The following is a 25,140-nucleotide window of genomic DNA, read 5'->3' as shown; positions in this document are numbered from 1 at the left end:
GTGCGGCGAAGCGGGGTTTTCCCAGTCGAGACTCCTGCGGCCCCGACGGACCGAATAGTCTCGTTTGTTGCCGCTGGCGTCTGCGCGCCAGCGCCGGAGAAAGTGCACGCGGCTCACCTGGCGTCAAACGCTGGGACAAACCGCGGCCGAGCGTGGCCCCCAACACGGAAGAGCGGCGGCCCAGTATGCAGTCCTCATCGGAACAGACGGTGCAGTTTGACGTCCTTCGGAACTTCGCAGAGCGGTTGCTCAGGGCCGTGGACGTGCCGGCCGACGAGGCGGCGCTCGTGGCCGACACGCTCGCCACCGCCGATGCACGCGGCATGCACTCGCACGGAGTCATGCGCCTGCCTGTTTACGTGGAGAAAATCCGGGGCGGCGGGTTTCGGCCGGGAGCAAAGGGCAAGGTCCTGCGCGAAACCGCGTCCGCTGTCCTGATCGACGCCGAGCGGGGCCTTGGGGCTGTCGCCATGACGCGCGCGGTTGACATCGCAATGACCAAGGCCCGGCAAACCGGCGTCGGCGTGTCCGCCGTCACCAACAGCAACCATTACGGCGAGGGCGCCTACTACGCCCGCAAACCCGTCGAGGACGGCCTTATCGCCCTCCTGACCAGCAACGGCGCGCCCAACATGCCGGTCTGGGGTGGCCTGACCCGGATGACGGGCCCCCTACCCTTGACCGTCGGCGCCCCGGCGAGCGGGCGCGAGCCTTTCCTTCTCGATGTCGCCATGGGCGTCATGGCGCGCGGGAAGATTCTTTACGCGGCTGAAAAGGGTCTCGAACTGCCGCCCGGCGTCGGGGTGGACGAGGACGGCAAGCCCACTGTGGATCCCAGGAGGATCATCGAAGGCGGCTGGATCCTGCCTATTGGCGGCTACAAGGGCTTCGGCATCACCATGGCGCTCGAGATCCTGGCCGGGGTGTTGACCGGCGGCCCGCTCGGCGCCGAGATCAAGGAACTGTACGGCGCTCCCCAGGAATGCCAGGGGCTGGGCCACTTCGCCCTGATCCTCGACCCTGAAGCTTTCATGCCACGCAAAGCCTTCGAGACCCGCATGGCCGCCTACCTCGCTATGATCAAGGCGTCGGAGCGCGCGCCCGGCGTGGAAGAGATCATCGTCGCCGGTGAGCCGGAACAGCGGCGCCACGCCGAGCGGCTCAAGACAGGGATACCCCTCGAGGCCAAGGTGCTGGCGTCCCTGCGCGCGCTGGCGACGGAGCTGGGCGTCTCCGACGCACATGATCCGCTTCGGGAGAGCCGCTCGTGACCACCGTTTCCGACGAGGTCTTGCAGGGCCTCGGCCGCCTGCCGACCGGGGTCGTGGCGGACGTGCTGCTCGAAATGGGGCTTGAGCGCAGCGTCGTGTGCAGTCGGTTGCTCAACCTCGGCCGCTCGACTTTCATCGGCCGGGCCGTTTGCGCAACCGGGCGAACGATCGCGCCTGGTGAGCAGCCCGCCAGCGCCGCCAGCATGTTCGACGTGGATGGACAGGTCAGCCCTGGTTCCGTGGTGGTGATCGACTCCGGCGACCACCGGCACGGAGCGGTCATCGGCGGCCTCGTCGCCCTCGCGTTCAAGCGTGCGGGAGCGGTGGGGTTTGTCACCGATGGCGGCGTTCGGGATGCGGACGAACTCGCCGACATGGGCCTTCCCTGTGTCGCCCGCTTCGTCACTCCGCGCAGCGCCAAGGGAATCTGGCGCATAGACAGGGTCGGAGACGGGATCTCGCTTCCTGCGCAGGGCGGCGGACGGGTGGCCGTCGGGCCGGGTGACATCCTGTCGGCCGACCCGGATGGCCTCGTGGTGATCCCGGCTGGCCTAGCCCTGGCGGTGCTGGACGAATCCGGCCCCTTGAAAGCGGCCGAAGAGCGGATCACGGCGGCGCTTCGATCCGGCGGCGACCGGCGGGAAGCGTTCCGTGTCCACGACCGGTTTGGACACATCCGAAAGCGAGTCGAGTGATGCCGTCCCCCGCCATACCCCTGAGTCAGGTGGAGTTGTTCGGGTCGCGTTTCGCGCGGCCTGAGTGTGTTCTCGCCACCTCGGCCGGCGACGTCTTCGCCTCGGACCGTCGAGGAGGGGTTTCCCATGTGCTGCCAGGAGGCGAGCACCGGCTTTATTACGGCGCCAGCCTGGACTTGTCGGAGCCTCTGCATCCCAATGGCATCGCCTTGGATCGGGACGGCTCGTTCCTGGTCGCCCACCTGGGCATGCATGAGGGCGGCCTCTTTAGACTGGATCGGAAGGGTAGTCTCACGCCCGTGCTCCGGGAGGTGGATGGCGAGACGCTGCCGTCCACGAATTTCGTCGGCTTCGACCATCAGCCAGGGCGCGCCTGGATCACGGTCAGCACACGCCACACGCCGCGCATGGGCGCCTTCACGCGCTCCGTCCAGGATGGTTTTCTGGTGGTCATGGACGAGAAGGGCGCCAGGATCGTCGCGGACGACCTCTGCTTCGCCAACGAGTGTCGAGTCGATCCCTCAGGCCGCTGGCTGTACGTCAACGAGACCTATAAGCGCGAACTGACCCGTTTTCGCATCGGCCCGGACAGCGCGCTATCCGGCCGCGAAACCGTCGCGCAGTTCGGCCCTGGCGAATTTCCGGACGGCTTGGCCTTCGATTCCGAAGGAGGAGCATGGGTCACGACCATCGTGGCCAACCGGGTCCTGCGGATCGCGCCGGACGGAACGGTCAGTGTCATGCTTGAGGAGCATCACCCCGAACACGTCGAGGAGGTCGAACGTGCCTACGGGGCGGGGTTGGTCGACCGGCGACAAATTGACAACGCCCGGGCCGCGGTCCTTGCGAATGTGTCGAGCCTCGCGTTCTGCGGGCCCGACCTGCGGACCGGCCTCTTCGGCGTGCTGCTGGCTGATCGCCTGCCGCAAGCGCCCCTTCCTCACGCAGGGCACCCGGCCCCGCACTGGAGATGGCGGTAATCAGCGGGGTTTTCGATTCCTTGCCTCTGGGACTAAGCGGCGCAGTAAAAAGTTGCTGGCGTAAGCTTTAACCCCAGGCAGTTTCCAACCGCGCATGGCGCTAAGGTCGGATCTGGGTCCAGAGTGGCGATGCGAAAGTCGCCTGGCGCGAAGCGGAAGTAAACCGCGACCGCTCTTAGCGCGAGGCAGAATCGTACCTTGAATGCGGGCTGTTGACCCAATGCCGACTTTCACCTGGCGCGCGTTGAGAATCCGCCTTGGGTGGAAAGCGGACGGCAGTGCCGTCCGCCACGACAGATTGAAACGGCGCGCAGACGGTCGCCCGTCCGCGACTGCCTCACCTTCGGCCTTCCGTGATTGGTGTGCGATCCACGGGCAACAAATGAAGACACGTCTAAGCGCGCCTCCGGGGTGAGCGACCCGGTACACTCGCGGCAGCCCACGCTAGTCTCTGCGCCGGTTCCGAGAGGGTCGGCCGGAGTTAATTCTAAAGCTGGTCCATCTCGATCCAGAACTCTTCGGAGATCGGATGTCGCATTAGGTCGGTGTTTCGCGACACCTCATCCGCGCTTCGCATGCCCGTTACGACGCTGCATACGGCAGGATGCCTGAAGCCGAACTGTAGCGCGGCGGCCGCCAGCGGCACCGCATGTCGCTTGCAGAGTCGTTCGATCAGACCGACTTTCACCGCCACCTCGGGCGTTACAGGCTGGTAGTTATAGGTAGCGCCCTCGACCAGACCTGTCGCCAGCACGCCGGAGTCGAATGGCGCCGCCAGTAGGACTCCCACCCCCCGGGCATCGCAAGTTGGGAGAAGCTCCGCGCCGGCCGAACGATCCAGGAGCGTGAAGCGTTGAGGCAGCATGATGCAGTCGATGTCAGCCTCTTGGACGAAGCGCTGCATCACGTCAAGTTCGTTCGAGGCGGGCCCGAATGCGCGAATGACGCCCTGATCGCGTAATCGCGCGAGCGCGAGGCAGGCGCCACGAAGGGCCTCGTCCAACCGGTCCATGACGTCGTCCCCATGGTACTTCCGGTTCACGTCGTGGACGAGAACAATATCGAACCCATTCAGGCCGGTTCGCTCAAGGCTTGCGTCGAGGGAACGCATCACCCCGTCATAGCAATAATCGTAGCTGATCCGGTGGGGCGGGGCGCCGGGAAACCCGGACACTGCGCCGGCTGATGCGTCCCGCGTCACCAGCTTGCCCACCTTGGTCGAGACAACGACCTTCGCTCGATCCACTGCCTTCAGTGCTGATCCTAGGCGCTCTTCGGCAAGGCCGCCGCCATATTGCGGCGCGGTGTCAAAATAGAAGATCCCTGCCGCCAGGGCTGCCGCCACGGCTGCATCCGCGTCGTTCCCGCTTGTGGCGCGCAAGAGGCCGCCGAGGGGAGCAGAGCCGAATCCTAAACGGCAGACTTCAAGATCGCGACTTCCGAGGGTAACGCGCTCTCCCGGGTCGGTCACGCCGCGCTCCCAATTTGGCTGCTCAGGTTCAGGCCGTACGTAGCCCCCATCTCGTCGAGTTCCGCGAGTACGCCTAGACCGATCGGAATGCCCTCGTTCCGAAAGCGAGCCGCGCTTATCTCTTCGCGCTCGCCGGGCAGGAAGACGCGCGCGACACCGGGCGCGCGCCGCACCCCGCGAATGTCCCTGACGGCCTTCTCCATACGGCTGTGGTAAGTCTCGACGTTCTCGAAAAGAGCGATGGGCAGGGCGCCGAAAAGATGGCCGATGTTCTGGGGCCTCTCAAGGTCCTCATACATATGCGTGACTTCGCTGCCGAAATTCGCGCCGGACAGCATTGTGCTCAACATCCCAATAACGAGGGTCAGCGCATAACCTTTAGGGCCCCCAACGGGCTGGACAAAGCCTTTGAGCGCGTGAACGGCGTCGGTGGTCGCCTGGCCATCAGGACCCACTGCCCAATCGGCCGGAATTGGCACGCCCTCCTTGGCCGCAACGATGATCTTGCCCCGCGCGGCAACGGAGCAGGCCATGTCGAGCACCACAGGGAGCCCGTTGCCGGCCGGGAGCGCGACTGCGAACGGGTTGTTGCCCAGCATGGCTTCGGCTCCTCCCCAGGGAACCATGTGATTAATTCCGCCGATGGTGAACGCGAAGCCGATCATGTCGTGGGCACATGCCATCTTGGCGTATTCGGCGGCAGCACCAAAGTGATTGCTGTTGCGTACTGAGACGAAGCTGCAGACCCCGTTGGCCTTCGCCTTGTCAATTGCGATCTGCATGGCACGGATGCTGACAAGCTGACCCATGCCATTGTCGCCGTCCACGACAGCGGTGCTGGGAGTCTCGTGGACGATCTTGATGGAAGGTCGTGGATTGGTTGCCTGGGCAGCCAGGCGTTGCACGTAGATCGGCATGCGCACGACGCCGTGCGACTCAACACCCCGCAAGTCCGCCTCGACGAGGTTATCGATGATTTCGTAGGCCTCGTCGGGGGGCACGCCGACCTTCTCGAGGACACTTGTGCAGTACGTCTTGAGCACCTTCTCAGGGATGGTGCGGGTCTCTTCGGCAATAGACATTGATGGCCTCAGGAAGCAGCAAAGACAGGATCGGGGAGCCCTTGGGTTCCCACATTGATGGCGAAGATACAGCCGCTCAGTGGGGCGGCTGCGATCTGTTCGGCGGACAAGTTGAATGACGCGGACGTAACCAACAGCGTATCCAAGCGAGGCCCCACGAAGGCGCAGCTCGTCGGTCTCGGAACGGGCATGGTGATGGACCTGTCGAGACGGCCGTCGGGCGTGTAGCGGCTGAGCCGGCCGCCATCGAAATGCGTGATCCAGTAGCAGCCGTCGATGTCCACGGTGGCCCCGTCGGGGATGCCTTCGTTTTCCTTAAAGGTGGCGAACACGCGCCGCTCTCCCAGCTCGCCGTCTTCAATATCAAAATCATAGGCGTAGATCGTGCGCGTCCAGGAGTCGGCGAAGTACATCACTCGATTGTCAGGACTCCAGCAGATGCCGTTCGAAACCGTGAACCCCGTCGCCATTTCCACGACGCCGCGGCGGTCGAAGCGATAAAGCGACGCGAGGCCAGGCTCCCTTTTCTCGCTAACGGTTCCGGCCCAGAAGCGACCCCGTCGGTCCACCCGCCCGTCGTTGAAACGAAGGTCGGCGCGCCCCGCGATCGGGCTCGGGCCGCGCGTGATGGCGGCAGCAGGCAGCGTGAGGGTCGCGAAACCGAGCCGAAGCGCCGCCACCAAGCCATCCGGCGACAGCCCGATGGACCCGATGTTTTCCGGCATGGGCCATTGCTCCACCGCGCTGCTGGAGGGATTCCAGCGGAGGATGGAAGGCTTATGGATGTCGACCCAGTAGAGGTCGCCCTCGTTGGCGGCCCACACAGGCGACTCGCCAAGAAGGCAGCGGTGCTCGAGCACGCACTCGATGATGGGATCGGCCATGGCTCAGAACGCAGGCAGCGTGGGCAGCTTCTGACCGATCCACTTTTCGAAGATTTGGCCCAGCTTGCCGTTGTGGTTGTTCACGAAGACCCAGGTGTTGACCCATTGCATGAGATCGGGTTCGTTTCGGCGCATGCCGACCGAGTAGTAGAAGAGGCCGAGCTCGTATTTGACCTCAAATTTGCCGGGGAAGCGCTTTTCGAGCACGAGGGTGCGGTTGTCGGCGGTGCCGAGCGCATCAACCTGTCCTGAGCCCAGAGCCGAGATGCTGGTGGCGTCATCGTCGAAGCGGATGATTTCGGCTCCCTTCGGGGCCGTCGCGACGAGTTGCGGCTCCTGCGTCGTGCCCCGCGTTACGCCGATTTTCTTGCCGTCCAAATCCTTGGGGTCCTTGATCGCGGCCCCCTTGGCGCCGAAGACGACAGAGCGGATTACGCCGTAGGGATTCGAGAACGCGATCGTCTTGGCCCGCTCGGGCGTGATGCTGAACGTGGCCATCGTCAGGTCAGCTTTTCCACTCAACAGCACCGGGATACGGCCCTGCCCTGTGGTTGGCACGATTTCGAGCTCGACTCCGAGGTCTTTGGCGAGGAGTTGCGCAGCCTCGACGTCGGAGCCCTCCGGTTGCCCCTGGGCGTTTGTCATCGCGTAGGGCGAAGATCCCATGTCGATGGCAACGAGGATCTTGCCACGTTTGACAATGGCATCCAGCGACGACTGCGCTATCGCGGGCGCCGCACTGGCGCATGTCAGCGCGACAGCGGCGATGATTCCGAGGCATTTGTTCATTGTCATGACGGTCTCCCTCCTTAGGATCGGGTTGCAGCGATGAACTGACGCATCTCCGGCGTCTTTGGAGCTTCGAAGAGCTCCGTGGGCGAGCCGCATTCATGGATGCGGCCCTGATGCATGAAGATGATCCTGTCGGCAACGTGCCGGGCGAAGTTCATCTCGTGAGTCACAAGAACCATTGTCATGCCGTTGCGCGCGAGTTCCTCGACGACTTGGAGCACCTCTTCCTTCAGCTCCGGGTCAAGCGCGGATGTCACCTCGTCGAAGAGCATGACTTTGGGAGAGGCGGCCAGACACCGCGCGATTGCGACACGTTGCTGCTGCCCGCCGGACAACTGCTCGGGATAGGCGTCGATCTTCTCTGCCAGCCCTACTTGGGCGAGCACGCGTTCGGCGATCTTCCGCGCCTCGGCACGCTGCATCTTTTTCACCACGGTGAGCGCCAGCGTAATATTCCTCTCCACCGTAAGATGCGGGAAGAGGTTGTAGTGCTGAAAGACGATGCCCACGTCCTGTCGAAGTTGGCGCAGGTTTGCGCCCCGCTCTGAGACCCGGAATCCGTCAATCAGAATGTCACCTCCATCAATTTGTTCTAGTCCGTTGAGACAGCGCAGCATCGTGGTCTTGCCAGATCCACTTCGCCCAATCAGGACGACCACTTGGCCGCGCTCAACCGAGAAGGAGACGTCCTTCAGAACTTCGAGCGAGCCGAAATTCTTCTTGACCGATTTGACATCAACGACCGACATGAAGCCTCCGCTCGAGTGACCGAGCCAGCAGTGAGATTGGGAAACAAAGTGCGAAATAGATTGCGGCCGCGACGCCGAAGACTTGGAACGGCTCAAAGGTCACGTTGTTGATGAGCTGTGAGGCCCGAGCCAAATCGGTAAAACCGATCAGAGCGGCGAGTGAGGTGTTTTTGACAATCTGGACAGAGAAGCCGACCGTTGGGGCCAAGGCTATGCGTGCGGCTTGAGGCACGATCACGTGGTAGAGTTGCTCGAAGCGGGTCAGACCGATGGAAACTGCGCCCTCCCACTGCGGCTTCGGAATAGCTTCGATGGTGCCACGCCAAATCTCGGCAAAAAAGGCGCTGGAGTAAGCTGTAAACGCCAGCGTTGCGGCCGCCACAGGCGGGAGGTTGTAGCCAAGCAGGCTCAGTCCAAAGTATGCGAGAAATATTTGCATCAGCAGCGGCGTGCCCTGCAGTAGCAGGATATAGCCGCCGGCAAGTTTACGCAGCGTCGCCGAGCGAGAGATGCGCGCCAACGTAATTATAGCGCCCAGGATGCCCCCTCCGACAAACGCGAGCAGCGAGAGCAGGACGGTCCAGCGGGCAGCCTGAAGCAGCAGGCCAACATCGACGAAGCCAAAGTCGCGCATTTCAGCGAACCTTCGTGGCCGCGACGCCAATGATCCGGCGACGTGGGAAGATCACGTAACCGAGCCAGTGGAAGCCCAGGCGGAACAGCAACGTCAGCCCGAGATAGGCCAGCGTCGCAATGGTGTAGACTTCGAAGCTGCGGAAATTCCGGGACTGGATCGAGTTGGCGGCCGATGTCAGCTCATTGGCTCCGATAGCTGACACGATGCTGGATCCCAGCATCAAAAGCGTGAATTGGCTGATCAGCGCGGGATAGACCCGCTCGATCCCGGGCAGGATCACAATGTGGCGAAAGGTCTCGAACCAGGTCAGTCCCATCGCGTGACCTGCCTCGATTTGCCCGCTCGGCACGGCTGCAATGCCCGCCCTGACGATCTCGGTCGCATAAGCTCCAAAGTTGAAGGTGAGCGCCACTATGGCGGCCTGGTCCGCAGAAAGCCGCACGCCGAGCATCGGTAGGCCGAAAAAGATCAGGAATAGCTGGATGAGCAGAGGAGTGTTGCGAACGAATTCGACATAGCCGCCGGCGACTAGCCGCAAGACCTGGAGCCGCGAATTACGCCAGATTGCACCGACAATCCCGATCGCCAGACCAACAACCATGCCCAGCGACGAATACCACAGAGTACGAACGGCCCCTGCGAACAGGGTCGCCCAATCAGCGGTCGTGAATTCGAATTGGAACGTGTAATTCACAGCTTTCCGGCCTCGGGCGTAGCAATGATCCGGAGCGACCGTACTGTCTTGGCCTGAACCAGAGGGAGAGATGCTTCCGCGAAGGTCAAATAATGCGCGGATTTTGAGTGCTCGGCGAAGGCGGCTTCGTCCTCATAGATCTCATAAAGGACAACAGTATCCTCGTCCGCTTGGTCAACTAGAACATCGAAACGATGGCAGCCGGGCTCATCGGCCACAGAAGCAGACGCATTCGCCACAATTAGTTCCTTGAAAGCCGCCGTCTGCCCTGTTCGGACCACGAACTCGACGATCACTGCAAAACGGCTCATCGGCTGCCTCCTTCCGAGCCTGACCAGTAGAAATTTACTACCTGGTTGAGGTGATCGCGCATGGCAGCCTCTGCGGCGTCCGGGTCGCTTGCTGCGATGGCTTCGAAGATCCGGGCATGCGCCGCAACGGCCGCCTCCGGCGAGCCGGAACGGCCAACGCTGACCGCACGCTGGTTGCGCAGCCAGGAAGAGAGCGCGGAGCTCAGGGTCGTGAAGATCGAATTGCCGGAGATGTCCGCGAGGATGTCATGAAAGGCCACGTCGGTATCGATGAAGCGGTCCACATCGTTCACCGCCCCTCGATTGGCGACCAGCGCAGCCTCGAGACGGGCGAGATCCTCCGCCGTGCGGTGCTTCGCTGCGTGGCGCGCGAGACCCACTTCAAGAAATTCGCGCGCGCATTGGAACTCACGCACGCCTGAGGGACGGGACAGGAAGTAACGCACTGGCGCCGCTAATTCATTGACCAGTGCCGCGGACGTCGGCTCGACCACAACTGCGCGCTCGCCATTGCTGAGCGCGATCAGTCCGATTTTCTGCAGCGCGAAGAGTGCCTCTCGCACGGAGCTGCGACCAACCCCGAACTGATCGACCAATTCACGCTCCGAGGGGAGCAGAGTTCCTGGGGGCGCTTTGCCCGACACAATCGAGTCGACGAGTTGCTCCACAAGCTCCTCGGAAACCTTCCTGCGGCGGATCGGCTTGATGCTGAACATATCCACCTATCAGACCAGTGCGGCCTGACATCACTCTGGCAGTAGTGAGCTGTCAATCAATTTTTGAGCGCGGCGACGTGGGCCGACTTCGAGAAGGACCATCAGTTCGCGCTGAGCCATAGGCTTGCCGTTGAGGAGGAACTGGCAAGGCCGGCTGGACGGCCGCTTCGGAACGGCGCACCGGGGCTTCTGCACTAGTGGGCGCCGTAAGGCCGCTTCCGCGACAGTGACGTGCTGCGCGAGCCCGCCCGCAAGGTCCCACGCTCGATCCACGAAGGGGCCCGCGACATGGCGCGGGCCAACGCCACCACTGACGAGTACGTCACCTCACGCCGACAGCGGAAGAGGGTGGAGATGCTGTTTGCGCCTGAAGCGCATTTTGAGGCTCGACCGATTGCGGCTCCGCGGCCCCCCTGGAGCCAGAGACGAGTTCCACCTTGCAGCCTCAGGAAGCTGGCCAAACTCCTGCCGAACGGGCCCCAAGGGATGCCAAACCTGAGGAGGAAGGCGCTTCTCGCCCTGGGTCGCCCGCGCCTCTGCCCAAGCCAACTAGGCAACTTTTCAACGCAATCGGCGCGAAGCGGGCGTCGCTGAGGTCCGCTTGGCGTATCAGGGGCGACGCAGATGCTGAAACGATCAAGGGCCGCACGCGGTGAAAAACGGCAAGCCGATCGTCGGGGCAGATTGCACCGTGGGAGCGGCCCTGCCCGAACCACTTGCATGCCTAGCTGCCCGGGCAGTTCACCACATAATGGGTCGACGGAGTCGCCGCTCGCAGGGTCCCGCTTATATCTGGCGACCGGCTCTATCCGCTTCAGGGGTGGCGCACGGTGGTTCGAATCGTGGTGCGGAAAAGAAAACATGCCGAGGTAGAAAATTGCGTAAACTATTGAAATTCTTAATATTTTCTCGCGTTACCCAAAACGACTGCAGAACTCGATGTACTACTCGTACTGAGCCGCCGCCGGCCGCAAGGCCGGGCCTGACTCTGATTGCGACGGGGCGCCTTCGGGCGCCCCGTTTGCGTTCGGGGCCGCTCGGCGCGCGTCACCGCCGCGTCATGTCTGGACGCTAGCCCTTCGGCATCCGGAGCGCGGGAGGAGCGGACGCCATGAACCACGCAGGGATGAAGTCCGGCGCCGGCGGCATCGAGGCCGGACGCGCTCTCGGCGTCCAGCTCGACCGCGGCCGTGGAGGAGGCGTTAACCGTGTCTCGCCTAGCATGGAGGGCATGATGAAGACCCGGCTCCCGCGCACCGTCCCCCTCGACCAGATCGCCGCCATGGCGGGCGCAAGCTTCGCGTATGACGAGGGGGCCTTTACGCCGCATCCGCCCCGGCGGGCGGGACGCAGCGACACGCGCCTGGGCCGGATCGCGCACGGCGTCGCGGCCGTGATGGCGGCGGCCCTGACGGCCGCCGGCGGCGGCCGGGGCTGACGGCGAGGCCCGGATCGGGCGCGACGCGGCTCAAAAGCGGTACTGGACCCCGACCCTGCCCTCGTGACGGCGGGCGCTGGCTTCGCCGGCCGGCGAGGCCGGCCCCGACGAGCAGGCCCGGACCGGTCGGCTTGGCGGCGCGCACGGCGAAAGGCAGGGCCGTGTTGCCGGCGAGTTCGGCCTCGACCTGGTAGCCCGACACGCCGAACCAGCGCTCATACCCCACCGTGCCGAGCAGCGCGATCCTGCGGCCGCGCTCGGAGACGAGATCATAGGCGAAATGCACCTCCGCGGCGCCGGCCAGGGCCGACACCGAGCGGCTGCGCACGTCGAGCGGGGCGACCACGCCCGCCTCCTGGAAGCGGTCGAAATTCGCGCCGAGCCAGCCGAGCCGCAGGCGAGGCGACACGTCCAGCGCTCCGAACTTGTAGGAGAGTCCGGTCTCGGCGGTGACGTTGGCCGACAGACCCGTCGCGCTCGCGGCGTTCTTCAACGGTCCGAGCGTGGCCCGCTCCAATCCGCCGAAGCGATTGATTCCAAAGCCGGCGCCCAGGCGGGCGAAGAACGGGCCGCGCGTATAGGACGACACGGCGTCGAAGCCGCCGACCACGAGGTCGCTGCGATAGCCGCCGCTCTCGTAGCGGCCCGAGGTGAATTAGGCCTCCAGGCCGACCGCGTAGTTCGGGGTGAAAGCGTGGGTCACGCCCGCCGCCAGCCCGGCGCGGTTCGACGAATAGCCCGGCCGGCCGCCGTCCTGGCCCGCTTCGAGCCGGCCGCCGAGCGCCTCGGCGTAGACGCCGTCCGGCTGCTGCAGGCCGAGGCGGATCCGGTCGAAGCGGCCGAAGGCGCGCGCCGCGGCGTCGCGGCGGTCCATGAGGGCGACGTCCGCCATGCCGGAGAGGCCCGCCGCCGAGACGGGGGCGTTCAGATATTCGAGCGCGAGCCGGGCGATCAGCTCATGCCCGGCGGCGGTGGGATGGACGCCGTCCCAGAACGCGAAGCCGTTCTGGACCGCGGCCGGGGCGGCGACGCAGGACGGCGTCGCGAGGCAGGCCGCGCTGGAATTGGCGACGCCGAACGCGCCCGGGCTGGCGGCCACGAGGTCGAAGATCGACTTGGCGTCCACCTGGATGATGCTGACGCCCGGATTCGCGGCCTTCACGGCCGCGAGGGACGCGGCGAGCTGCTGGTTGAAGGCGGCGGACGCGTAGGTCGCCCCCGCCTGCCCGGCCGTGTTGAGGAAGCTCGGCGTGAGGCCGAGATCGGGCAGGTTCAGCACGACGATGTTGCGCGCCCCCGCCGCCGCGAGCGCCTGGACCGAGCCGGCGAGCGCGCCGGCGCCGCCCGTCGAGGCCGCGCCGAGGGAGGCCAGCGTCGGCGACGGCGCCGCAAGCGCCTGGAAGATGTTGTTGGCGCCGCCCCAGAGCGTCACGAGGTCGGAGGAGCCGAAGGTCCCGCCGCGCGACAGATAGCTGGCGATCTGGTCCGGGATGCCGGGCGGATTGGCGACCGTCGTGTCGGTCCGCGCGCCGCCGAAGGCGAAATCCACGCTGCCCGGCCGGCCCGCCGCGAAGGTGAAGAAGTTGAGCGGCGCGCCCGACAGGCGCTCCACCCAGGTCAGGCCGTTGGAGAAACGCCCCTGGTCATACGGATTCGGCGGGGTCGTCCCGCCGGTCGCGATGAAGAGGTTGCCGGGATCCGACAGGCTGTCCCCGAAGGCCACGATGCGCGGGGTCTGGGCCTGCGCCCCCCACGCGGACGCCAGCAGCGCGCCGGCCGCCGCCCAAATCCCAGCCTTCCTCATCGGTCGCCCCTTCCCGTCTTCTTTGGCCCTAGAAAACGACCGAAACTTGACGAGAGTCAATCGCCGCGCGGCCGGCGTTCCCCCGCCCGCGCTCGCCCCGCCCGCGACACGATCCCCCGTTAGTGACGGCGCGCTCGCCAAAGAACGCCGCGCGGCGTTTTCGGTGGACGGCGTGTTTCCGATCCGTTCCAACGGGGCTTGGGCGTGGCATACTGGACGCGCAGCGAATCAGCACGGGGCGGCGGCGGCGGCATGGCGAATACGGGCGATCTCTTTGGCGGCGGGGCTGCGCGGAAGCTGCCGGAGGCGGATCCGGACCTGGCCGGGGCCGACGCGGGGTCGCCCGCCAAGGGCGCGCCGGAGCGCGCCAAGCCGGCCCGCCGCACGACGCTGGCCGCGGCGCCCGCGCCCGTCGGCACGCCCGGCGAGGCCGGCTATACGGCCGCCTCGATCGAGGTGCTGGAGGGGCTGGAGCCGGTGCGCCGGCGGCCCGGCATGTATATCGGCGGCACCGACGAGAAGGCGCTGCACCACCTCTTCGCCGAGGTCATCGACAACTCCATGGACGAGGCCGTGGCCGGCCATGCGAGCTTCATCGAGGTGGGGCTGGCCGAGGACGGCGCGATCACGGTCACCGACAATGGCCGCGGCATCCCGATCGACCCGCATCCGAAGTTTCCCGGCAAGTCCGCGCTCGAGGTCATCATGACCACGCTGCACGCGGGCGGCAAATTCGACTCCAAGGTCTACGAGACGTCCGGCGGCCTGCACGGCGTCGGCATTTCGGTGGTGAACGCGTTGTCGGACCGGCTCGAGGTGGAGGTGGCCCGAGCCCAGCAACTCTACCGCCAGGTCTTTTCGCGCGGCCACGCGCTGGGTCCGGTCGAGGCGCTCGGCGAGGTGCGCAACCGCCGGGGCACGCGGGTGCGGTTTCATCCGGACCCGGAGATCTTCGGGCCGGAGGCGCGGTTCTCGCCGCGGCGCCTGTTCAAGATGGCGCGGTCCAAGGCTTATCTCTTCGGCGGCGTCGAGATCCGCTGGTCCTGCGCGCCGGCGCTGCTGGACGGCGTCGACAAGGTGCCGGCCGAGGCGGTGTTCCGCTTCCCGGCCGGCCTGAAGGACTATCTGGCGCGGGAGATCGAGGGCAAGGAGCTCATCACCGACCAGATCTTCGCCGGCAAGATCGAGAAGGCGGGCGGCCACGGCTCGCTCGAATGGGCGATCAGCTGGCTCGGGCCGGGCGAGGACGGCTTCGTCAATTCCTACTGCAACACCATCCCGACGCCCGAGGGCGGCACGCACGAGTCGGGCCTGCGCATCGCGCTTCTGCGCGCGCTGAAGGACCATGCCGAGCGCATCGGGCAGTCCAAGCGCGCCGCGACGCTGACCACCGACGACATCATGGCCTCCTGCGCGGCCATGCTGTCGGTGTTCATCCGCGAGCCGGAGTTCCAGGGCCAGACCAAGGACAAGCTCGCCACGCTGGAGGCGTCGCGGATCGTGGAGAACGCCATCCGGGACGCCTTCGACCACTGGCTGGCCGGATCGCCCGCGCAGGCGACGAAGCTTCTGGACTGGACGATCGAGCGCGCCGAGGAACGCATCCGGCGCCGCGCCGAGAAGGAGGTGCTGCGCAAGACGGCCGTGCGCAAGCTTCGCCTCCCGGGCAAGCTCGCCGACTGCACCGCGGCGGGAGCGGCCGGGTCCGAGATCTTCATCGTGGAGGGCGACTCGGCCGGCGGCTCGGCCAAGCAGGCCCGCGACCGCCAGACCCAGGCCGTGCTGCCGCTGCGCGGCAAGATCCTGAACGTCGCCTCCGCCGGGCGGGACAAGCTGGCCCAGAACCAGCAGCTCTCCGACCTCGTGCAGGCGCTCGGCTGCGGCACGGGCGCGCATTTCAAGGAAGAGGAGCTGCGCTACGAGAAAGTGGTGATCATGACGGACGCCGACGTCGACGGCGCCCACATCGCCTCGCTGCTGATCACCTTCTTCTATCGCCAGACGCCCAAGCTGATCGAGGGCGGCCATCTCTATCTCGCCGTGCCTCCGCTCTATCGCCTGACGCATGGCGGCAAGACCGTCTACGCCCGCACCGACGCCGACAAGGACGACCTGCTGCGCACCGAGTTCAAGGGCAAGTCCAATGTCGAGATCGGGCGCTTCAAGGGCCTGGGCGAGATGATGCCGGCCCAGCTGAAGGAGACCACCATGGATCCCAAGCGGCGCACGCTGCTGCAGGTCCAGGTGATCACGGACGAGAAGCCGGTCACGAGCGACACCGTCGAGCGGCTGATGGGCAACAAGCCCGAGGCGCGCTTCGCCTTCATCCAGGAGCGCGCGGCCTTCGCGACCGAGCTGGTGGACATCTGAGCCCGGAGCCGGGGGCTCGGCGAGGCCGGCCCCTGCGCGCGGAGGCGGGACGGACCCGGACTGTGTTCATGCCCCCGTCATGCGCCGGAAAGGCGCGGGCGGCCACAACTGGGCCATCCCGCGTCCGGCTCGGCTTCGGCCCGGGAGCGATCCACCTGCGTCCGTTCGGGGCAGCCCCCGGCCGATCGGACCGGTCTTGAAGGAGGAGACATGACGACCCTCACGACGACCGACCGCTACGACGCCGTATCGCGCTTCTTTCACTGGACGATGGCGGGGCTCATCGTCGTGGTGTTCGCGATGGGGCTGCTCGTCGACGCCCTCCCCCGATCGGCGGAAGCCGCCTTCGTCAACGTTCACATGCTGCTCGGCCTTCTGATCCTGGCGCTCTATGCGGGGCGCCTCGGCTGGCGCTGGCGCCACAAGCCGCCGCCCGCGGACCCGACGCTCGGGCGCTTCATCGACGCCACCTCGCGGCTGGGCCATGTCGGGCTCTACGCCCTGATGATCGCCACGCCCCTGGTCGGCTTGGCCCTGATCTTCTTCCGCGGCCGCGGGATCGACTTCTACGTCTTCCAGATCCCCTCCCCGATCGCGGCCAGCCGCGCCGTGTCGCGGCCCATGAAGGAGGTCCACGAGTGGGCGGCCTATGCGCTGGTGGGTCTGGCCGCGCTCCATGCGGCCGCGGCGCTCTGGCACCATTTCGTCCGCCGCGACGGCGTGCTCCAGCGCATGCTCCCGGCGCGCTGACGCGCCAAAGAAGCCGTTAACCATGTCCATCGTACCTTGCGGGCCGGCGCGTCATGCGCCGGCGCGGGACGTGAGACGATGGGCGGGACGAGCGGACGCATGCTGGGCGCGACGATCATGTTCGCCCTGACGATCTGCGTGGTGTCGGCGGGCGCGGTGCGCTATCTGGCGGCCGCCGTCCAGCCCTCCGGCGCGCAGGTGGCGCAGGCGCGGGTCCCCTCCGTCAAGCAGTCCATCGAGCAGATCCGGTCGGTGCTGGATCCGGTGTCGACCGGGTCCGTCCAGCGCCATGCCAGCGCGGTCGTGCTCGATCCCTGCACCGGCGCGCGCAAGTAGATCGGCGCGCCACGTCGCGCCGCGCCGTGACGATCCGGCCTGTTAACGCCTGGTCAACCTTACTCTCCGATAAATGAAGTCGCGGTCGTCTGAACCCGTTCCGGTCATACTTCGGTAACGGCGCCGCATCTGTTCTGGTGGGCGTGAGGTTGCGTGCGCATGACTTCAAGTGTGCGTTGGGCGTTCGGAACGGTGGCCCCGTGGGTGCTTGCGGCCGGCGTTCTGGTCTCGATGGCGGCGGACGCCGGAGTGGACGCGTCCGGAGGCTTCCAGGTCTCGGCGATGACGCAGGCGCCGCTCGGAACCGCCGGGATGCTGGTGCCGCCGGTCCGCTCCAGCCTGCTCTCCGCCTCTCCCGCCATCCCGGGCCGCTACGGCCTGATCCACTCCGCCCGGCTGCCGGCCGAAGAGCCCTCCCCCGACGCCTATGCGGGCGCGCCCGCGCCCCGCGCCGAGATGAAGGCCGGCAACAAGGGCTATCCGGTGGTGGACCGCACCCATAAGGGCGACCCCATCCTGGTGCTGCGACCCAGCCTGTCGCAGACGCCGCCCGGCCTGCGGCGCGGCGAGCGCATGCTGACCGGCCACAATGTCGACCTGCTGCCCCCGACCATCCTGCTGCCGCCGAGCGTCGACGCGCCGGACTCGGTGACGGCGTTCGAGCCGTCCAGCGACGCCGCCGCGACGACCCCGGGAACGCCGCTGGGCGGCGCCTCGTCCGGATCGAGCACCTCGCAGTCGACGGCGGCCGCGCGGGCTTCGGGCAGCACCACGACCGGGATCGGCTCGACCCCGACGGTGCCGCGCGCCGTGTCGCTCTCCTCCACCACGCCCGCGCCCGCCGACGCCACCCCGGTGGAGATCGCGGCCGCGCCGGTGTCCGTCGACGGGCTGAACGCCTTGCGCTCGCGCAACGTCGCGCTGGGCTCGCCCGGCCAGGCCGGCGTCACCGTGGCGCCCAAGGCCGACGACCTGCGGCCGAGCTACGCCAGCCTGCTCGACCCGGAAAACCTCAACAAGGAAGAGCGCTGCCTCGCCGAGGCGGTCTATTTCGAAGCGCGCAGCGAGCCCGAAGAGGGCCAGGCGGCCGTCGCGCAGGTGGTGCTGAACCGCGTCAAAAGCGGGCTCTATCCCGCCAGCGTGTGCGGCGTCGTCTACCAGAACCGGCACCGGAAATTCGCCTGCCAGTTCTCCTTCGCCTGCGAAGGCAAGGCGCTGCGCATCACCGAGACGGAACACTGGAAGATGGCGGTGAGGATCGCCCGCGAGGTCACGTTCGGCCAGACCTACAACGCCGATGTGGGCGGCGCCACGCATTACCACGCCAATTACGTGAAACCCTTCTGGGCCAAGCGCCTCAAGAAGATGGACGTGATCGGCCGGCACATTTTCTACAAGCTGAAGCCAGGCCAGACCTGAGCGTCTGTGGCGCCCATCGCACATACGACACTATGCTGCTGGACATCAATGATTCTTGATAATGCCATGCTTGCTTTCGTTACCCCGATCGGCACACTAAGACGGCTCGCCGCGCTGTGGTCCTCGGGCTTCCACCACATCAAAAGCACGGTGAGCTGCCCGGTCATCGAAGCCCCACCGGGCGCTCCCCGACGCTGATCTCGACGTCAAGGCCGAGATCCAGCACCTTGGACGAGTGGGTCAGAGCGCCCACGGAAATCATGTCGACGCCGGATTCGGCGATCGCCCGGACGGTCTGAAGGTTCACGTTGCCGGACGCCTCGGTCTTCATGCGCCCGGCGACCCGGCGGACGCCCTCGGCCATGTCGGCCGGGCTCATATTGTCGAACAGGACAACGTCGGCGCCCTCGGCCAGGACGGCGTCGAGCTGGTCCATGCGGTCGATCTCGATCTCGACCTTCACCAGATGGCCGACGGCCGCCTTGGCGGCGCGCAGCGCCTGGGCGACGCCGCCGGCGACGGCCACGTGGTTGTCCTTGATCAGCACGGCGTCGTCGAGCCCGTAGCGGTGGTTGGCGCCGCCGCCGCATTTGACGGCGTATTTCTCGAAGGCCCGCAGCCCGGGCGTGGTCTTGCGGGTGCAGACGATGCGCGCCGGCGTGCCCCGGACCTCATCCACATAGGCCGCCGTGTGGGTGGCGACGCCCGAGAGCCGGCCCATGAAGTTCAGCGCCACCCTCTCGGCCGACAGGATGGAGCGGGCGGGGCCGGAGACGCGGGCCACGACGCCGCCGGCTTCGACCCGCTCGCCATCCTGCGCCACGGGCTCGAAGCGGACCGCCGGATCGAAGATCCGGAACGCCGCCGCCGCGAGCGGCAGGCCCGAGACCACGCCCTGTTGCCGGGAGGCGATCACGGCCGTGGCGGTCGCGGCCGCCGGGATCGTGGCGTTGGTGGTGATGTCGCCGGCGCGGCCCAGGTCCTCGTCGAGGGCCCGGCGGACGGCCTCGTCGATCAGGAGCGGGTTGAGGAACAGGGCGGTCATGAGGCGGCTCCGGCGGATGAGGCGACAGTCAGGCGGCGGACGCCGCGGCGCGGGCCGCGATGAAGCGCGCTTCCTGGAGATTGAGGCGCGAGCGCCGCGCCAGGACGGGGTCCGGATGCGGGTGGTCGCTGCGGAAATGGCCGCCCCGGCTCTCCGGGCGCGCCGCCGCGGCGGCCGTGATCAGCGTCGCCGCGGTGAGCATGTTGCGGAAGGAGGGCGTGCGCGCCTCGGCCGTCATGGCCGCCAGGTCGCGGCAGGCGGCGGCCAGCCCCGCCCCGTCGCGGATCACCCCCACTCTGGCGCTCATCAGGCGGCGCAGCCGCGGCAGGAGCTCGTCGTCGCCCGGGTCGCGGGCCGGCCCGCGGTCCGGCGCTGCGGCGCCAGGGAGCGGCCCGATCTCGGGCAGGTCGAGCGCCTGCAGGTCGGCGGCGATGCGCCCGGCGAAGACGACCGCCTCCAACAGGGAGTTGGAGGCGAGGCGGTTGGCCCCGTGGACGCCGGTGGAGGCGGCCTCGCCGGCGACCCAGAGCCGCTCGACGGAGCTGCGGCCGCGCGCGTCGGTCCAGACGCCGCCCATGTGGTAGTGCTCGGCCGGCACGATGGGAATCGGGCTTCGCGCCGGATCGAGGCCCGCGCCGGCGCAGGCGGCGTAGACGGTGGGGAACCTCTCGGCGAACGCCTCGCCGACGGCGGCGCGGCAATCCAGGAAGGCGCCCCGTCCGGCCGCGATCTCGGCGAAGACGCCGCGGGCGACGATGTCGCGCGGCGCGAGCTCGGCGTCCGGATGGAGGTCGGGCATGAACCGGCGGCCGGTCCGGTCGACCAGGATCGCGCCCTCGCCCCGCAGCGCCTCGGTGGCGAGGGGCGCGGGGTCGCGGCCGATGTCGATGGCGGTGGGGTGGAACTGGACGAATTCGGCGTCCGCGATCAGCGCGCCGGCCTCGGCGGCCAGCGCCAGCCCTTGCCCGTTGGCCTGCGACGGATTGGTGGTGACGGCGTAGAGGTGGCCGATCCCGCCCGTGGCGAGCACGACCGCCGCCGCCGGCAGGGCGCGGGCGAGCGCGGCGGCCCCGGCGTCGCCGCGGCTCACGACTCCGACGACGCAGCCGCGGTCGACCACCAGGGACTCGGCAAACTCCCCCTCCATCACGGTGATGGAGGGCGTGCGCCGCACGGCCGCGATCAGGGCCTCCATGATGGCCCGGCCGGCCATGTCGCCCTTCACCCGCACGATCCGGCGCTCGGAATGGGCCGCCTCGCGCGATTGCACCAGCCGGCCTTCGAGGTCCTTGTCGAAGGGCACGCCATAGGCGAGCAGGTCGCGGACCCGGTCGCCGGCCTCGCGCGCCATCTGCAGGACCACGGCTTGGTCGACCAGCCCGGCGCCGGCCGCCACCGTGTCGGCGGCGTGCTTTTCGGGGCTGTCGCCCTCCGACATGGCGGCCGCGACGCCGCCCTGGGCCCAGCTGGAGGACGCGCCCTCGCCGATGGGAGCGGCGGCCAGCACGGTGACCGGCCGCGGCGCGAGCTTGAGGGCGCAGAAGAGCCCCGCAAGGCCGCCGCCGACGATGATGATGGGTGAGGCCATGGCGATCGGGCTCGGCTCAGGGCGCGTGGAGTCCTGCGCGCCGGGCGTCGCCGGCGCGCAGGCGTGTCGGGGATCGGGGTTCAGGCCTTCAGGTTGACCATGCGCTCGATGGGCAGCCGCGCGCGCTCCGCGATGGCCGGGTCGATCAGGACCTCCTCGCGCATGTTGACCAGGCTGTCGAGGATCTTGGGCAGCGTGATCCGCTTCATGTGCGGGCAGAGATTGCAGGGCCGCACGAACTCGACCCGGGGCGCCTCGGCGGCGACGTTGTCAGCCATCGAGCACTCGGTGACCATGACGACCCGTCGCGGCTGGCGGGTCTTCACCCAGTCGATCATGTGCGCCGTGGAGCCGGTGAAATCGGCCTCGGCGAGCACGTCCGGCGGGCATTCCGGGTGGGCGATGATCTGGATGGACGGGTCGGCCTCCCGATAGGCGCGAAGCTCCGCCCCGGTGAAGCGCTCGTGCACCTCGCAATGGCCCTTCCAGAGGATGAGCCGCACGCGGGTCTGGGACTGGACGTAGTGGCCGAGATACTCGTCCGGCAGGAAGATGACGCGGTCGACGCCCAGGCTCTCGACCACCTGGACGGCGTTGGAGGAGGTGCAGCAGATGTCCGTCTCCGCCTTCACGTCGGCGGAGGAATTCACATAGGTGACCACCGGCACGCCCGGATAACGCTGCTTCAGCAGCCGCACGTCGGCGCCCGTGATGGAGGCGGCGAGCGAGCAGCCGGCGCGGCTGTCGGGGATCAGCACCGTCTTGTCCGGGCTGAGGAGCTTGGAGGTCTCGGCCATGAAGTGCACGCCGCACTGGACGATGATGTCCTGCTCGGCTTCGGCGGCCCGCCGGGCCAGCTGCAGGCTGTCGCCCACGACGTCGGCGACGCAATGGAAGATCTCGGGCGTCTGGTAATTGTGGGCCAGGATGACTGCCCCGCGCTCCGCCTTCAGCTCGTTGATCGCCTTCACATAGGGCGCGAAGAAGGGCCACTCCACCGACGGGATCACGTCGCGGACCTTGTCGTAGAGATGCGCCGTCGCCCTCTCGACCGCCGGAGTCCAGGCCAGGTCGGGCGTCGGCAGGAGCCCGTATCTCCGCTGCGCGGGAGTGAGCGGCGCGGCCGTCGAGGCCAGGGGCGACGGCGCGGGGCGAAGGGCGAGCTGGGCTTCCATGACTTCCCCCTAATGCTCACTTTGAGCATAAGAACAGACTGGGAAGACCGATCGGGCATGAGGATCGGTCGGCTTCTGCTCAAAGTGAGCATAAGTATTATAGGCACGACGCCCCTGAATGGAAAGGGGCTGGCGACCGATTTGTGACGGATCAGCTCTCGCCGTCGAGCCGGGTGGGGTAGCGCAGCCACCAGAGCGGGAACCAGGGCTGGACGGCCGGGATGCGCGGCCAAAGCGCGGCGCTGGGCCGTTCGGGCGCTGGGGCCACGGCCACGGCCTCCGCCGGCGGAGGCGGCTGGCCTGGAGCCTTGCCGCCCTGCCCGCCCTCGCCGCTCTCGCCTGCCGTGAATGCGTCGATGTCAGCCTGGGACAGCATGCGCCCTCCAGCAATCACGTGAGGATATGGCGCCGCCTGAGTCTACGCATCCCGGGTTGCAGAATTCACGGCGCGTGCGTCTTCCCAGCCACGCGAGAAGCGTGTATCCACACGCCATGAACGCCGATCGCCGTCCCGACGCCGAAGCGCCCTCCTTCCCGGAGGACCTGCCGCCCGACCTGCCGCTGTGTTTCGCGCGGTCGGCCATGATGGCGGCGCGGTCGCTCATGCGCGTCTACAACGCCTTCATGCGCGAAACCGGGCTGCAGATGGCGCAGTTCTCGGTCCTGGCGGCGTTCAAGATCGACCGCTACGAGACGCTCTCCCATCTGGCCGACGGGCTGGCGCTCGAGCGCACCACCCTGCTGCGCAACATCGACCAGATGCGGCGCTCGGGCCTCGTCGCCCCCGTCCAGTCGTCCGGGCGGGGCAAGCGGTATCGGCTCACGCCCAAAGGCGAGGAGGCGATGGCCCGGGCCCTGCCCTTCTGGCGCAAGGCGCAGGACGCCTTCACGGCCGAACTGGGGCCGGACGCCGCGCAAAGCTACCGGCGCGAGCTGGCCCGACTGCGCCGCACCGCCGACGCGCTCGCCGCGCGCCTCGCCGACGATCGCGACGCGCCGCCCCCCGCCTGACCTTCCCGTGCGTTCCGCAGGAGAATCCGATGTCGTCCCCCACCCTCGACCAGCAGGCCCCGACCACCCCCCGCTACGGCGTCCTGCCGTTGCGCGAGGTCGCGTCCGTGTCAGGCCTCGACTTCCTGCGCGGCATGATCGCCGGCCGTTATCCCGCTCCGCCGATCGCCGAGATCTCGGGCATGCGGCTCGGCCGCGCCGACGAGGGCGAAGTGGAGTTCGAGGGCGAGCCCTCGCACGCCTTCCTGAACCCGCTCGGGACGATCCACGGGGGCTGGACCTCCATCATGCTGGACACCGTGATGGCCTGCGCGGTCCACAGCATGCTGCGCGCCGGGCAAGGCTACACGACGGCCGAGTTCAAGGTTCATTTCGTGCGCCCGGTCCTGCCGGACGCCGGCCGCGTCCGGGCCGTGGGCTCCGTGATCCACGCCGGCGGCCGTCTCGCGACGTCGGAGGGCAAGCTCTACGACGCCAAGGGCCGGCTGCTCGCCCATGGCACCGAGACCTGCTTCGTCTTCGACGTCCCGGCCGCCGCAGCGGCTTGACCGATCGCACGGACCGATCGGACGCATCACAAGCCCTGACTTTTAGCCTGGAAGATCGGACCTTATGGTTCCGGCTTCCGACCCGGAGCCCTTCGCCGATGACCGCCGCCTCTGAACCATCGCTGGCCCGCCGGGCCTCCCGCTACGCTCCCGAGACGATCCTGGTGGCGGGGTGCCTCTGCGGCCTGATCACCTTCGGTCCGCGCGCCTCCGCCGGGCTGTTCCAGATCCCGATGAGCCAGGAGTTCGGCTGGGGCCGCGAGGTGTTCTCCTTCGCCATCGCCATCCAGAACCTGCTGTGGGGCGTGGGACAACCCTTCGCCGGCGCGCTGGCCGACCGCTTCGGGACGATCAGGGTGCTGATCGCGGGCGCGCTGCTCTATGCGGGAGGCCTCGCCCTGATGGCCGTGGCGAGCACGCCCGGCATGATGACGCTGGGCGCGGGCGTGCTGATCGGCTTCGGCCTGTCGGGCTGCTCGTTCAACCTCGTCCTCGGCGCCTTCGGCAAGCTCCTGCCGGACAGATGGCGCGGCCTGTCCTTCGGGCTCGGGACCGCGGCGGGCTCTTTCGGCCAGTTCCTGTTCCCGCCCTTCGGCTCCATGCTGATCGACTCGATCGGCTGGCAGCAGACCAGCCTGATTTTCGGCCTCACCGTCCTGCTCGTCGTTCCGCTCTCCATCACGCTCGCGACCCGCGGCAACGGAAACTCCGCGGGCGTGGGTCCCTCGCAGTCCATCCGGCAGGCGCTCTCGGAAGCGTTCCGGCACCCGAGCTACGTCCTGCTAGTGATCGGCTTCTTCACCTGCGGGTTCCAGCTGGCCTTCGTGACCGCCCATATGCCGGCCTATCTGAAGGACCAGAACCTGCCGGCCTGGGTCGGCGCATGGACCCTGGCGATCATCGGGCTCTCCAACGCCGTCGGATCGCTCACGTCCGGCTGGCTCTCCGGCCGGATGCCCAAGAGATGGCTGCTCTCCGGGATCTATCTCGGGCGCTCGCTGGTGGTCACGGTGTTCATGCTGCTGCCGCCCTCGCCGGCGACCGCCCTGGCCTTCGGCGTCGGCATGGGCCTCCTGTGGCTCTCCACCGTGCCGCCGACCTCCAGCCTGGTGCTGCAGATGTTCGGGACGCGCTATTTGGCGATGCTCTACGGCTTCGCGTTCTTCTCCCACCAGCTGGGCGGGTTCCTGGGCGTCTGGCTGGGCGGGGCCATCTATGAGCGCACCGGGTCCTACAACGCCGTGTGGTGGCTGTCGGTAGGGCTGGGCGTCGCGTCGGCGCTGATCAACATCCCGATCAAGGAGGAGGCGGTCGTCCGCCCGGCGACGGCGGGCGCCTGACGCCGAGCCGGGCTTGCCGCATGCGCGCGCCTCG

Annotated in this window: 24 protein-coding genes and 2 pseudogenes; 11 read left to right on the top strand and 15 right to left on the bottom strand. The window is 67.5% G+C overall.

The window, feature by feature from the left end:
* The first annotated feature begins 209 nt into the window (after window positions 1-209).
* From ACYVO7_RS23600 to ACYVO7_RS23590, 3 genes are read left to right on the top strand one after another with little or no spacing between them, the layout of a single operon-like run.
* Window positions 210-1,271, top strand: coding sequence for an Ldh family oxidoreductase (locus tag ACYVO7_RS23600; RefSeq protein ID WP_460452218.1), 1,062 nt, complete (start codon window positions 210-212; stop codon window positions 1,269-1,271).
* Window positions 1,268-1,966, top strand: coding sequence for an RraA family protein (locus ACYVO7_RS23595; protein ID WP_460452217.1), 699 nt, complete (start codon window positions 1,268-1,270; stop codon window positions 1,964-1,966). The genes ACYVO7_RS23600 and ACYVO7_RS23595 overlap by 4 nt, the downstream gene beginning before the upstream one ends.
* Window positions 1,966-2,946 carry an SMP-30/gluconolactonase/LRE family protein gene (locus tag ACYVO7_RS23590; protein WP_460452216.1) on the top strand — a complete coding sequence of 327 codons (981 nt, stop codon included), beginning with the start codon at window positions 1,966-1,968 and terminating at the stop codon, window positions 2,944-2,946. Before ACYVO7_RS23595 ends, ACYVO7_RS23590 begins: the two co-directional genes overlap by 1 nt.
* A gap of 487 nt (window positions 2,947-3,433) precedes the next feature.
* Here the strand turns inward: ACYVO7_RS23590 and ACYVO7_RS23585 are convergent, their stop codons facing one another.
* The 9 genes from ACYVO7_RS23585 to ACYVO7_RS23545 are packed head-to-tail and all read right to left on the bottom strand — an operon-like array spanning window position 3,434 to window position 10,282.
* Window positions 3,434-4,417 carry an aldo/keto reductase gene (locus ACYVO7_RS23585; protein ID WP_460452215.1) on the bottom strand — a complete coding sequence of 328 codons (984 nt, stop codon included), beginning with the start codon at window positions 4,415-4,417 and terminating at the stop codon, window positions 3,434-3,436.
* Entirely contained in the window at window positions 4,414-5,499 is a 1,086-nt protein-coding gene (locus ACYVO7_RS23580; protein ID WP_460452214.1) for an Ldh family oxidoreductase, read from the bottom strand. The genes ACYVO7_RS23585 and ACYVO7_RS23580 overlap by 4 nt, the downstream gene beginning before the upstream one ends.
* An 8-nt stretch (window positions 5,500-5,507) precedes the next feature.
* A complete protein-coding gene (locus ACYVO7_RS23575) occupies window positions 5,508-6,383 on the bottom strand; it encodes an SMP-30/gluconolactonase/LRE family protein (RefSeq protein WP_460452213.1) in 876 nt (291 codons plus the stop codon).
* Between the two features lie 3 nt (window positions 6,384-6,386).
* Complete coding sequence (locus ACYVO7_RS23570; protein WP_460452212.1) at window positions 6,387-7,178, bottom strand: transporter substrate-binding domain-containing protein; 792 nt, start codon at window positions 7,176-7,178, stop codon at window positions 6,387-6,389.
* A gap of 14 nt (window positions 7,179-7,192) precedes the next feature.
* Window positions 7,193-7,924 carry an amino acid ABC transporter ATP-binding protein gene (locus ACYVO7_RS23565; RefSeq protein ID WP_460452211.1) on the bottom strand — a complete coding sequence of 244 codons (732 nt, stop codon included), beginning with the start codon at window positions 7,922-7,924 and terminating at the stop codon, window positions 7,193-7,195.
* Window positions 7,911-8,558: an amino acid ABC transporter permease gene (locus tag ACYVO7_RS23560; RefSeq protein WP_460452210.1), complete on the bottom strand. Its 648-nt coding sequence runs from the start codon at window positions 8,556-8,558 to the stop codon at window positions 7,911-7,913. Before ACYVO7_RS23560 ends, ACYVO7_RS23565 begins: the two co-directional genes overlap by 14 nt.
* A 1-nt stretch (window position 8,559) precedes the next feature.
* Window positions 8,560-9,255, bottom strand: coding sequence for an amino acid ABC transporter permease (locus ACYVO7_RS23555; RefSeq protein ID WP_460452209.1), 696 nt, complete (start codon window positions 9,253-9,255; stop codon window positions 8,560-8,562).
* Complete coding sequence (locus ACYVO7_RS23550) at window positions 9,252-9,566, bottom strand: putative quinol monooxygenase (protein ID WP_460452208.1); 315 nt, start codon at window positions 9,564-9,566, stop codon at window positions 9,252-9,254. Before ACYVO7_RS23550 ends, ACYVO7_RS23555 begins: the two co-directional genes overlap by 4 nt.
* Window positions 9,563-10,282 (bottom strand): FCD domain-containing protein, encoded by a 720-nt coding sequence (locus ACYVO7_RS23545; RefSeq protein ID WP_460452207.1) that lies wholly within the window; start codon window positions 10,280-10,282, stop codon window positions 9,563-9,565. The genes ACYVO7_RS23550 and ACYVO7_RS23545 overlap by 4 nt, the downstream gene beginning before the upstream one ends.
* A 243-nt stretch (window positions 10,283-10,525) precedes the next feature.
* Between ACYVO7_RS23545 and ACYVO7_RS23540 the strand changes: the two are divergent.
* Window positions 10,526-10,781 (top strand): annotated as a pseudogene (locus ACYVO7_RS23540) (transposase); the annotation flags it as partial.
* A gap of 820 nt (window positions 10,782-11,601) precedes the next feature.
* Here ACYVO7_RS23540 and ACYVO7_RS23535 read toward each other — a convergent pair.
* Together ACYVO7_RS23535 and ACYVO7_RS23530 are read right to left on the bottom strand one after the other, a co-directional pair.
* Window positions 11,602-12,339 (bottom strand): annotated as a pseudogene (locus tag ACYVO7_RS23535) (autotransporter outer membrane beta-barrel domain-containing protein); the annotation flags it as partial.
* A 36-nt stretch (window positions 12,340-12,375) separates the two neighbouring features.
* Complete coding sequence (locus ACYVO7_RS23530; protein ID WP_460452206.1) at window positions 12,376-13,524, bottom strand: SGNH/GDSL hydrolase family protein; 1,149 nt, start codon at window positions 13,522-13,524, stop codon at window positions 12,376-12,378.
* 252 nt (window positions 13,525-13,776) lie between these two features.
* Here ACYVO7_RS23530 and parE point away from each other — a divergent pair, with 252 nt between their 5' ends.
* From parE to ACYVO7_RS23510, 4 genes are all read left to right on the top strand, one after another.
* Complete coding sequence (parE, locus tag ACYVO7_RS23525) at window positions 13,777-15,894, top strand: DNA topoisomerase IV subunit B (protein WP_460452205.1); 2,118 nt, start codon at window positions 13,777-13,779, stop codon at window positions 15,892-15,894.
* Window positions 15,895-16,104: 210 nt separating this feature from the next.
* Window positions 16,105-16,644 carry a cytochrome b gene (locus tag ACYVO7_RS23520; RefSeq protein ID WP_460452204.1) on the top strand — a complete coding sequence of 180 codons (540 nt, stop codon included), beginning with the start codon at window positions 16,105-16,107 and terminating at the stop codon, window positions 16,642-16,644.
* A gap of 99 nt (window positions 16,645-16,743) precedes the next feature.
* A complete protein-coding gene (locus ACYVO7_RS23515) occupies window positions 16,744-16,980 on the top strand; it encodes a hypothetical protein (protein WP_460452203.1) in 237 nt (78 codons plus the stop codon).
* Between the two features lie 159 nt (window positions 16,981-17,139).
* Window positions 17,140-18,399, top strand: a complete 1,260-nt coding sequence (locus ACYVO7_RS23510; RefSeq protein WP_460452202.1) for a cell wall hydrolase — start codon at window positions 17,140-17,142, stop codon at window positions 18,397-18,399.
* Window positions 18,400-18,562: 163 nt separating this feature from the next.
* On the opposite strand, the gene nadC is transcribed toward ACYVO7_RS23510, so the two are convergent.
* The 4 genes from nadC to ACYVO7_RS23490 all read right to left on the bottom strand — a co-directional run bounded on the left by nadC (window position 18,563) and on the right by ACYVO7_RS23490 (window position 22,583).
* Window positions 18,563-19,444, bottom strand: coding sequence for a carboxylating nicotinate-nucleotide diphosphorylase (gene nadC / locus ACYVO7_RS23505; protein ID WP_460452201.1), 882 nt, complete (start codon window positions 19,442-19,444; stop codon window positions 18,563-18,565).
* A 28-nt stretch (window positions 19,445-19,472) separates the two neighbouring features.
* On the bottom strand, window positions 19,473-21,032 hold the full coding sequence (locus ACYVO7_RS23500) for an L-aspartate oxidase (RefSeq protein WP_460452200.1): 1,560 nt from the start codon (window positions 21,030-21,032) through the stop codon (window positions 19,473-19,475).
* 80 nt (window positions 21,033-21,112) lie between these two features.
* Window positions 21,113-22,207 carry a quinolinate synthase NadA gene (gene nadA, locus ACYVO7_RS23495; protein WP_460452199.1) on the bottom strand — a complete coding sequence of 365 codons (1,095 nt, stop codon included), beginning with the start codon at window positions 22,205-22,207 and terminating at the stop codon, window positions 21,113-21,115.
* Between the two features lie 151 nt (window positions 22,208-22,358).
* Window positions 22,359-22,583, bottom strand: coding sequence for a hypothetical protein (locus ACYVO7_RS23490; protein ID WP_460452198.1), 225 nt, complete (start codon window positions 22,581-22,583; stop codon window positions 22,359-22,361).
* A gap of 101 nt (window positions 22,584-22,684) precedes the next feature.
* Between ACYVO7_RS23490 and ACYVO7_RS23485 the strand changes: the two genes are divergently transcribed.
* From ACYVO7_RS23485 to ACYVO7_RS23475, 3 genes are all read left to right on the top strand, one after another.
* The gene (locus ACYVO7_RS23485) at window positions 22,685-23,218 is read left to right on the top strand and encodes a MarR family winged helix-turn-helix transcriptional regulator (RefSeq protein WP_460452197.1); all 534 of its coding nucleotides are present in this window, start codon (window positions 22,685-22,687) and stop codon (window positions 23,216-23,218) included.
* A gap of 29 nt (window positions 23,219-23,247) precedes the next feature.
* A complete protein-coding gene (locus ACYVO7_RS23480; protein ID WP_460452196.1) occupies window positions 23,248-23,766 on the top strand; it encodes a PaaI family thioesterase in 519 nt (172 codons plus the stop codon).
* Between the two features lie 98 nt (window positions 23,767-23,864).
* A complete protein-coding gene (locus ACYVO7_RS23475; protein WP_460452195.1) occupies window positions 23,865-25,106 on the top strand; it encodes an MFS transporter in 1,242 nt (413 codons plus the stop codon).
* Window positions 25,107-25,140 lie beyond the last annotated feature (34 nt).

The sequence above is a fragment of the Alsobacter sp. SYSU BS001988 genome, from assembly GCF_054796215.1.
This window is presented reverse-complemented; position numbering and strand designations above follow the sequence as displayed.

Excerpts from the sequence above, each read along its gene's own strand:
- ACYVO7_RS23590 (WP_460452216.1), top strand. The coding sequence starts at position 1,966 with ATGCCGTCCCCCGCCATACCCCTGAGTCAGGTGGAGTTGTTCGGGTCG.
- ACYVO7_RS23580 (WP_460452214.1), bottom strand. The coding sequence starts at position 5,499 with ATGTCTATTGCCGAAGAGACCCGCACCATCCCTGAGAAGGTGCTCAAG.
- ACYVO7_RS23575 (WP_460452213.1), bottom strand. The coding sequence starts at position 6,383 with ATGGCCGATCCCATCATCGAGTGCGTGCTCGAGCACCGCTGCCTTCTT.
- ACYVO7_RS23570 (WP_460452212.1), bottom strand. The coding sequence starts at position 7,178 with ATGACAATGAACAAATGCCTCGGAATCATCGCCGCTGTCGCGCTGACA.
- ACYVO7_RS23565 (WP_460452211.1), bottom strand. The coding sequence starts at position 7,924 with ATGTCGGTCGTTGATGTCAAATCGGTCAAGAAGAATTTCGGCTCGCTC.
- ACYVO7_RS23560 (WP_460452210.1), bottom strand. The coding sequence starts at position 8,558 with ATGCGCGACTTTGGCTTCGTCGATGTTGGCCTGCTGCTTCAGGCTGCC.
- ACYVO7_RS23550 (WP_460452208.1), bottom strand. The coding sequence starts at position 9,566 with ATGAGCCGTTTTGCAGTGATCGTCGAGTTCGTGGTCCGAACAGGGCAG.
- ACYVO7_RS23545 (WP_460452207.1), bottom strand. The coding sequence starts at position 10,282 with ATGTTCAGCATCAAGCCGATCCGCCGCAGGAAGGTTTCCGAGGAGCTT.
- ACYVO7_RS23530 (WP_460452206.1), bottom strand. The coding sequence starts at position 13,524 with ATGAGGAAGGCTGGGATTTGGGCGGCGGCCGGCGCGCTGCTGGCGTCC.
- parE (WP_460452205.1), top strand. The coding sequence starts at position 13,777 with ATGGCGAATACGGGCGATCTCTTTGGCGGCGGGGCTGCGCGGAAGCTG.
- ACYVO7_RS23520 (WP_460452204.1), top strand. The coding sequence starts at position 16,105 with ATGACGACCCTCACGACGACCGACCGCTACGACGCCGTATCGCGCTTC.
- ACYVO7_RS23515 (WP_460452203.1), top strand. The coding sequence starts at position 16,744 with ATGCTGGGCGCGACGATCATGTTCGCCCTGACGATCTGCGTGGTGTCG.
- ACYVO7_RS23510 (WP_460452202.1), top strand. The coding sequence starts at position 17,140 with ATGACTTCAAGTGTGCGTTGGGCGTTCGGAACGGTGGCCCCGTGGGTG.
- nadC (WP_460452201.1), bottom strand. The coding sequence starts at position 19,444 with ATGACCGCCCTGTTCCTCAACCCGCTCCTGATCGACGAGGCCGTCCGC.
- ACYVO7_RS23500 (WP_460452200.1), bottom strand. The coding sequence starts at position 21,032 with ATGGCCTCACCCATCATCATCGTCGGCGGCGGCCTTGCGGGGCTCTTC.
- nadA (WP_460452199.1), bottom strand. The coding sequence starts at position 22,207 with ATGGAAGCCCAGCTCGCCCTTCGCCCCGCGCCGTCGCCCCTGGCCTCG.
- ACYVO7_RS23490 (WP_460452198.1), bottom strand. The coding sequence starts at position 22,583 with ATGCTGTCCCAGGCTGACATCGACGCATTCACGGCAGGCGAGAGCGGC.
- ACYVO7_RS23480 (WP_460452196.1), top strand. The coding sequence starts at position 23,248 with ATGTCGTCCCCCACCCTCGACCAGCAGGCCCCGACCACCCCCCGCTAC.
- ACYVO7_RS23475 (WP_460452195.1), top strand. The coding sequence starts at position 23,865 with ATGACCGCCGCCTCTGAACCATCGCTGGCCCGCCGGGCCTCCCGCTAC.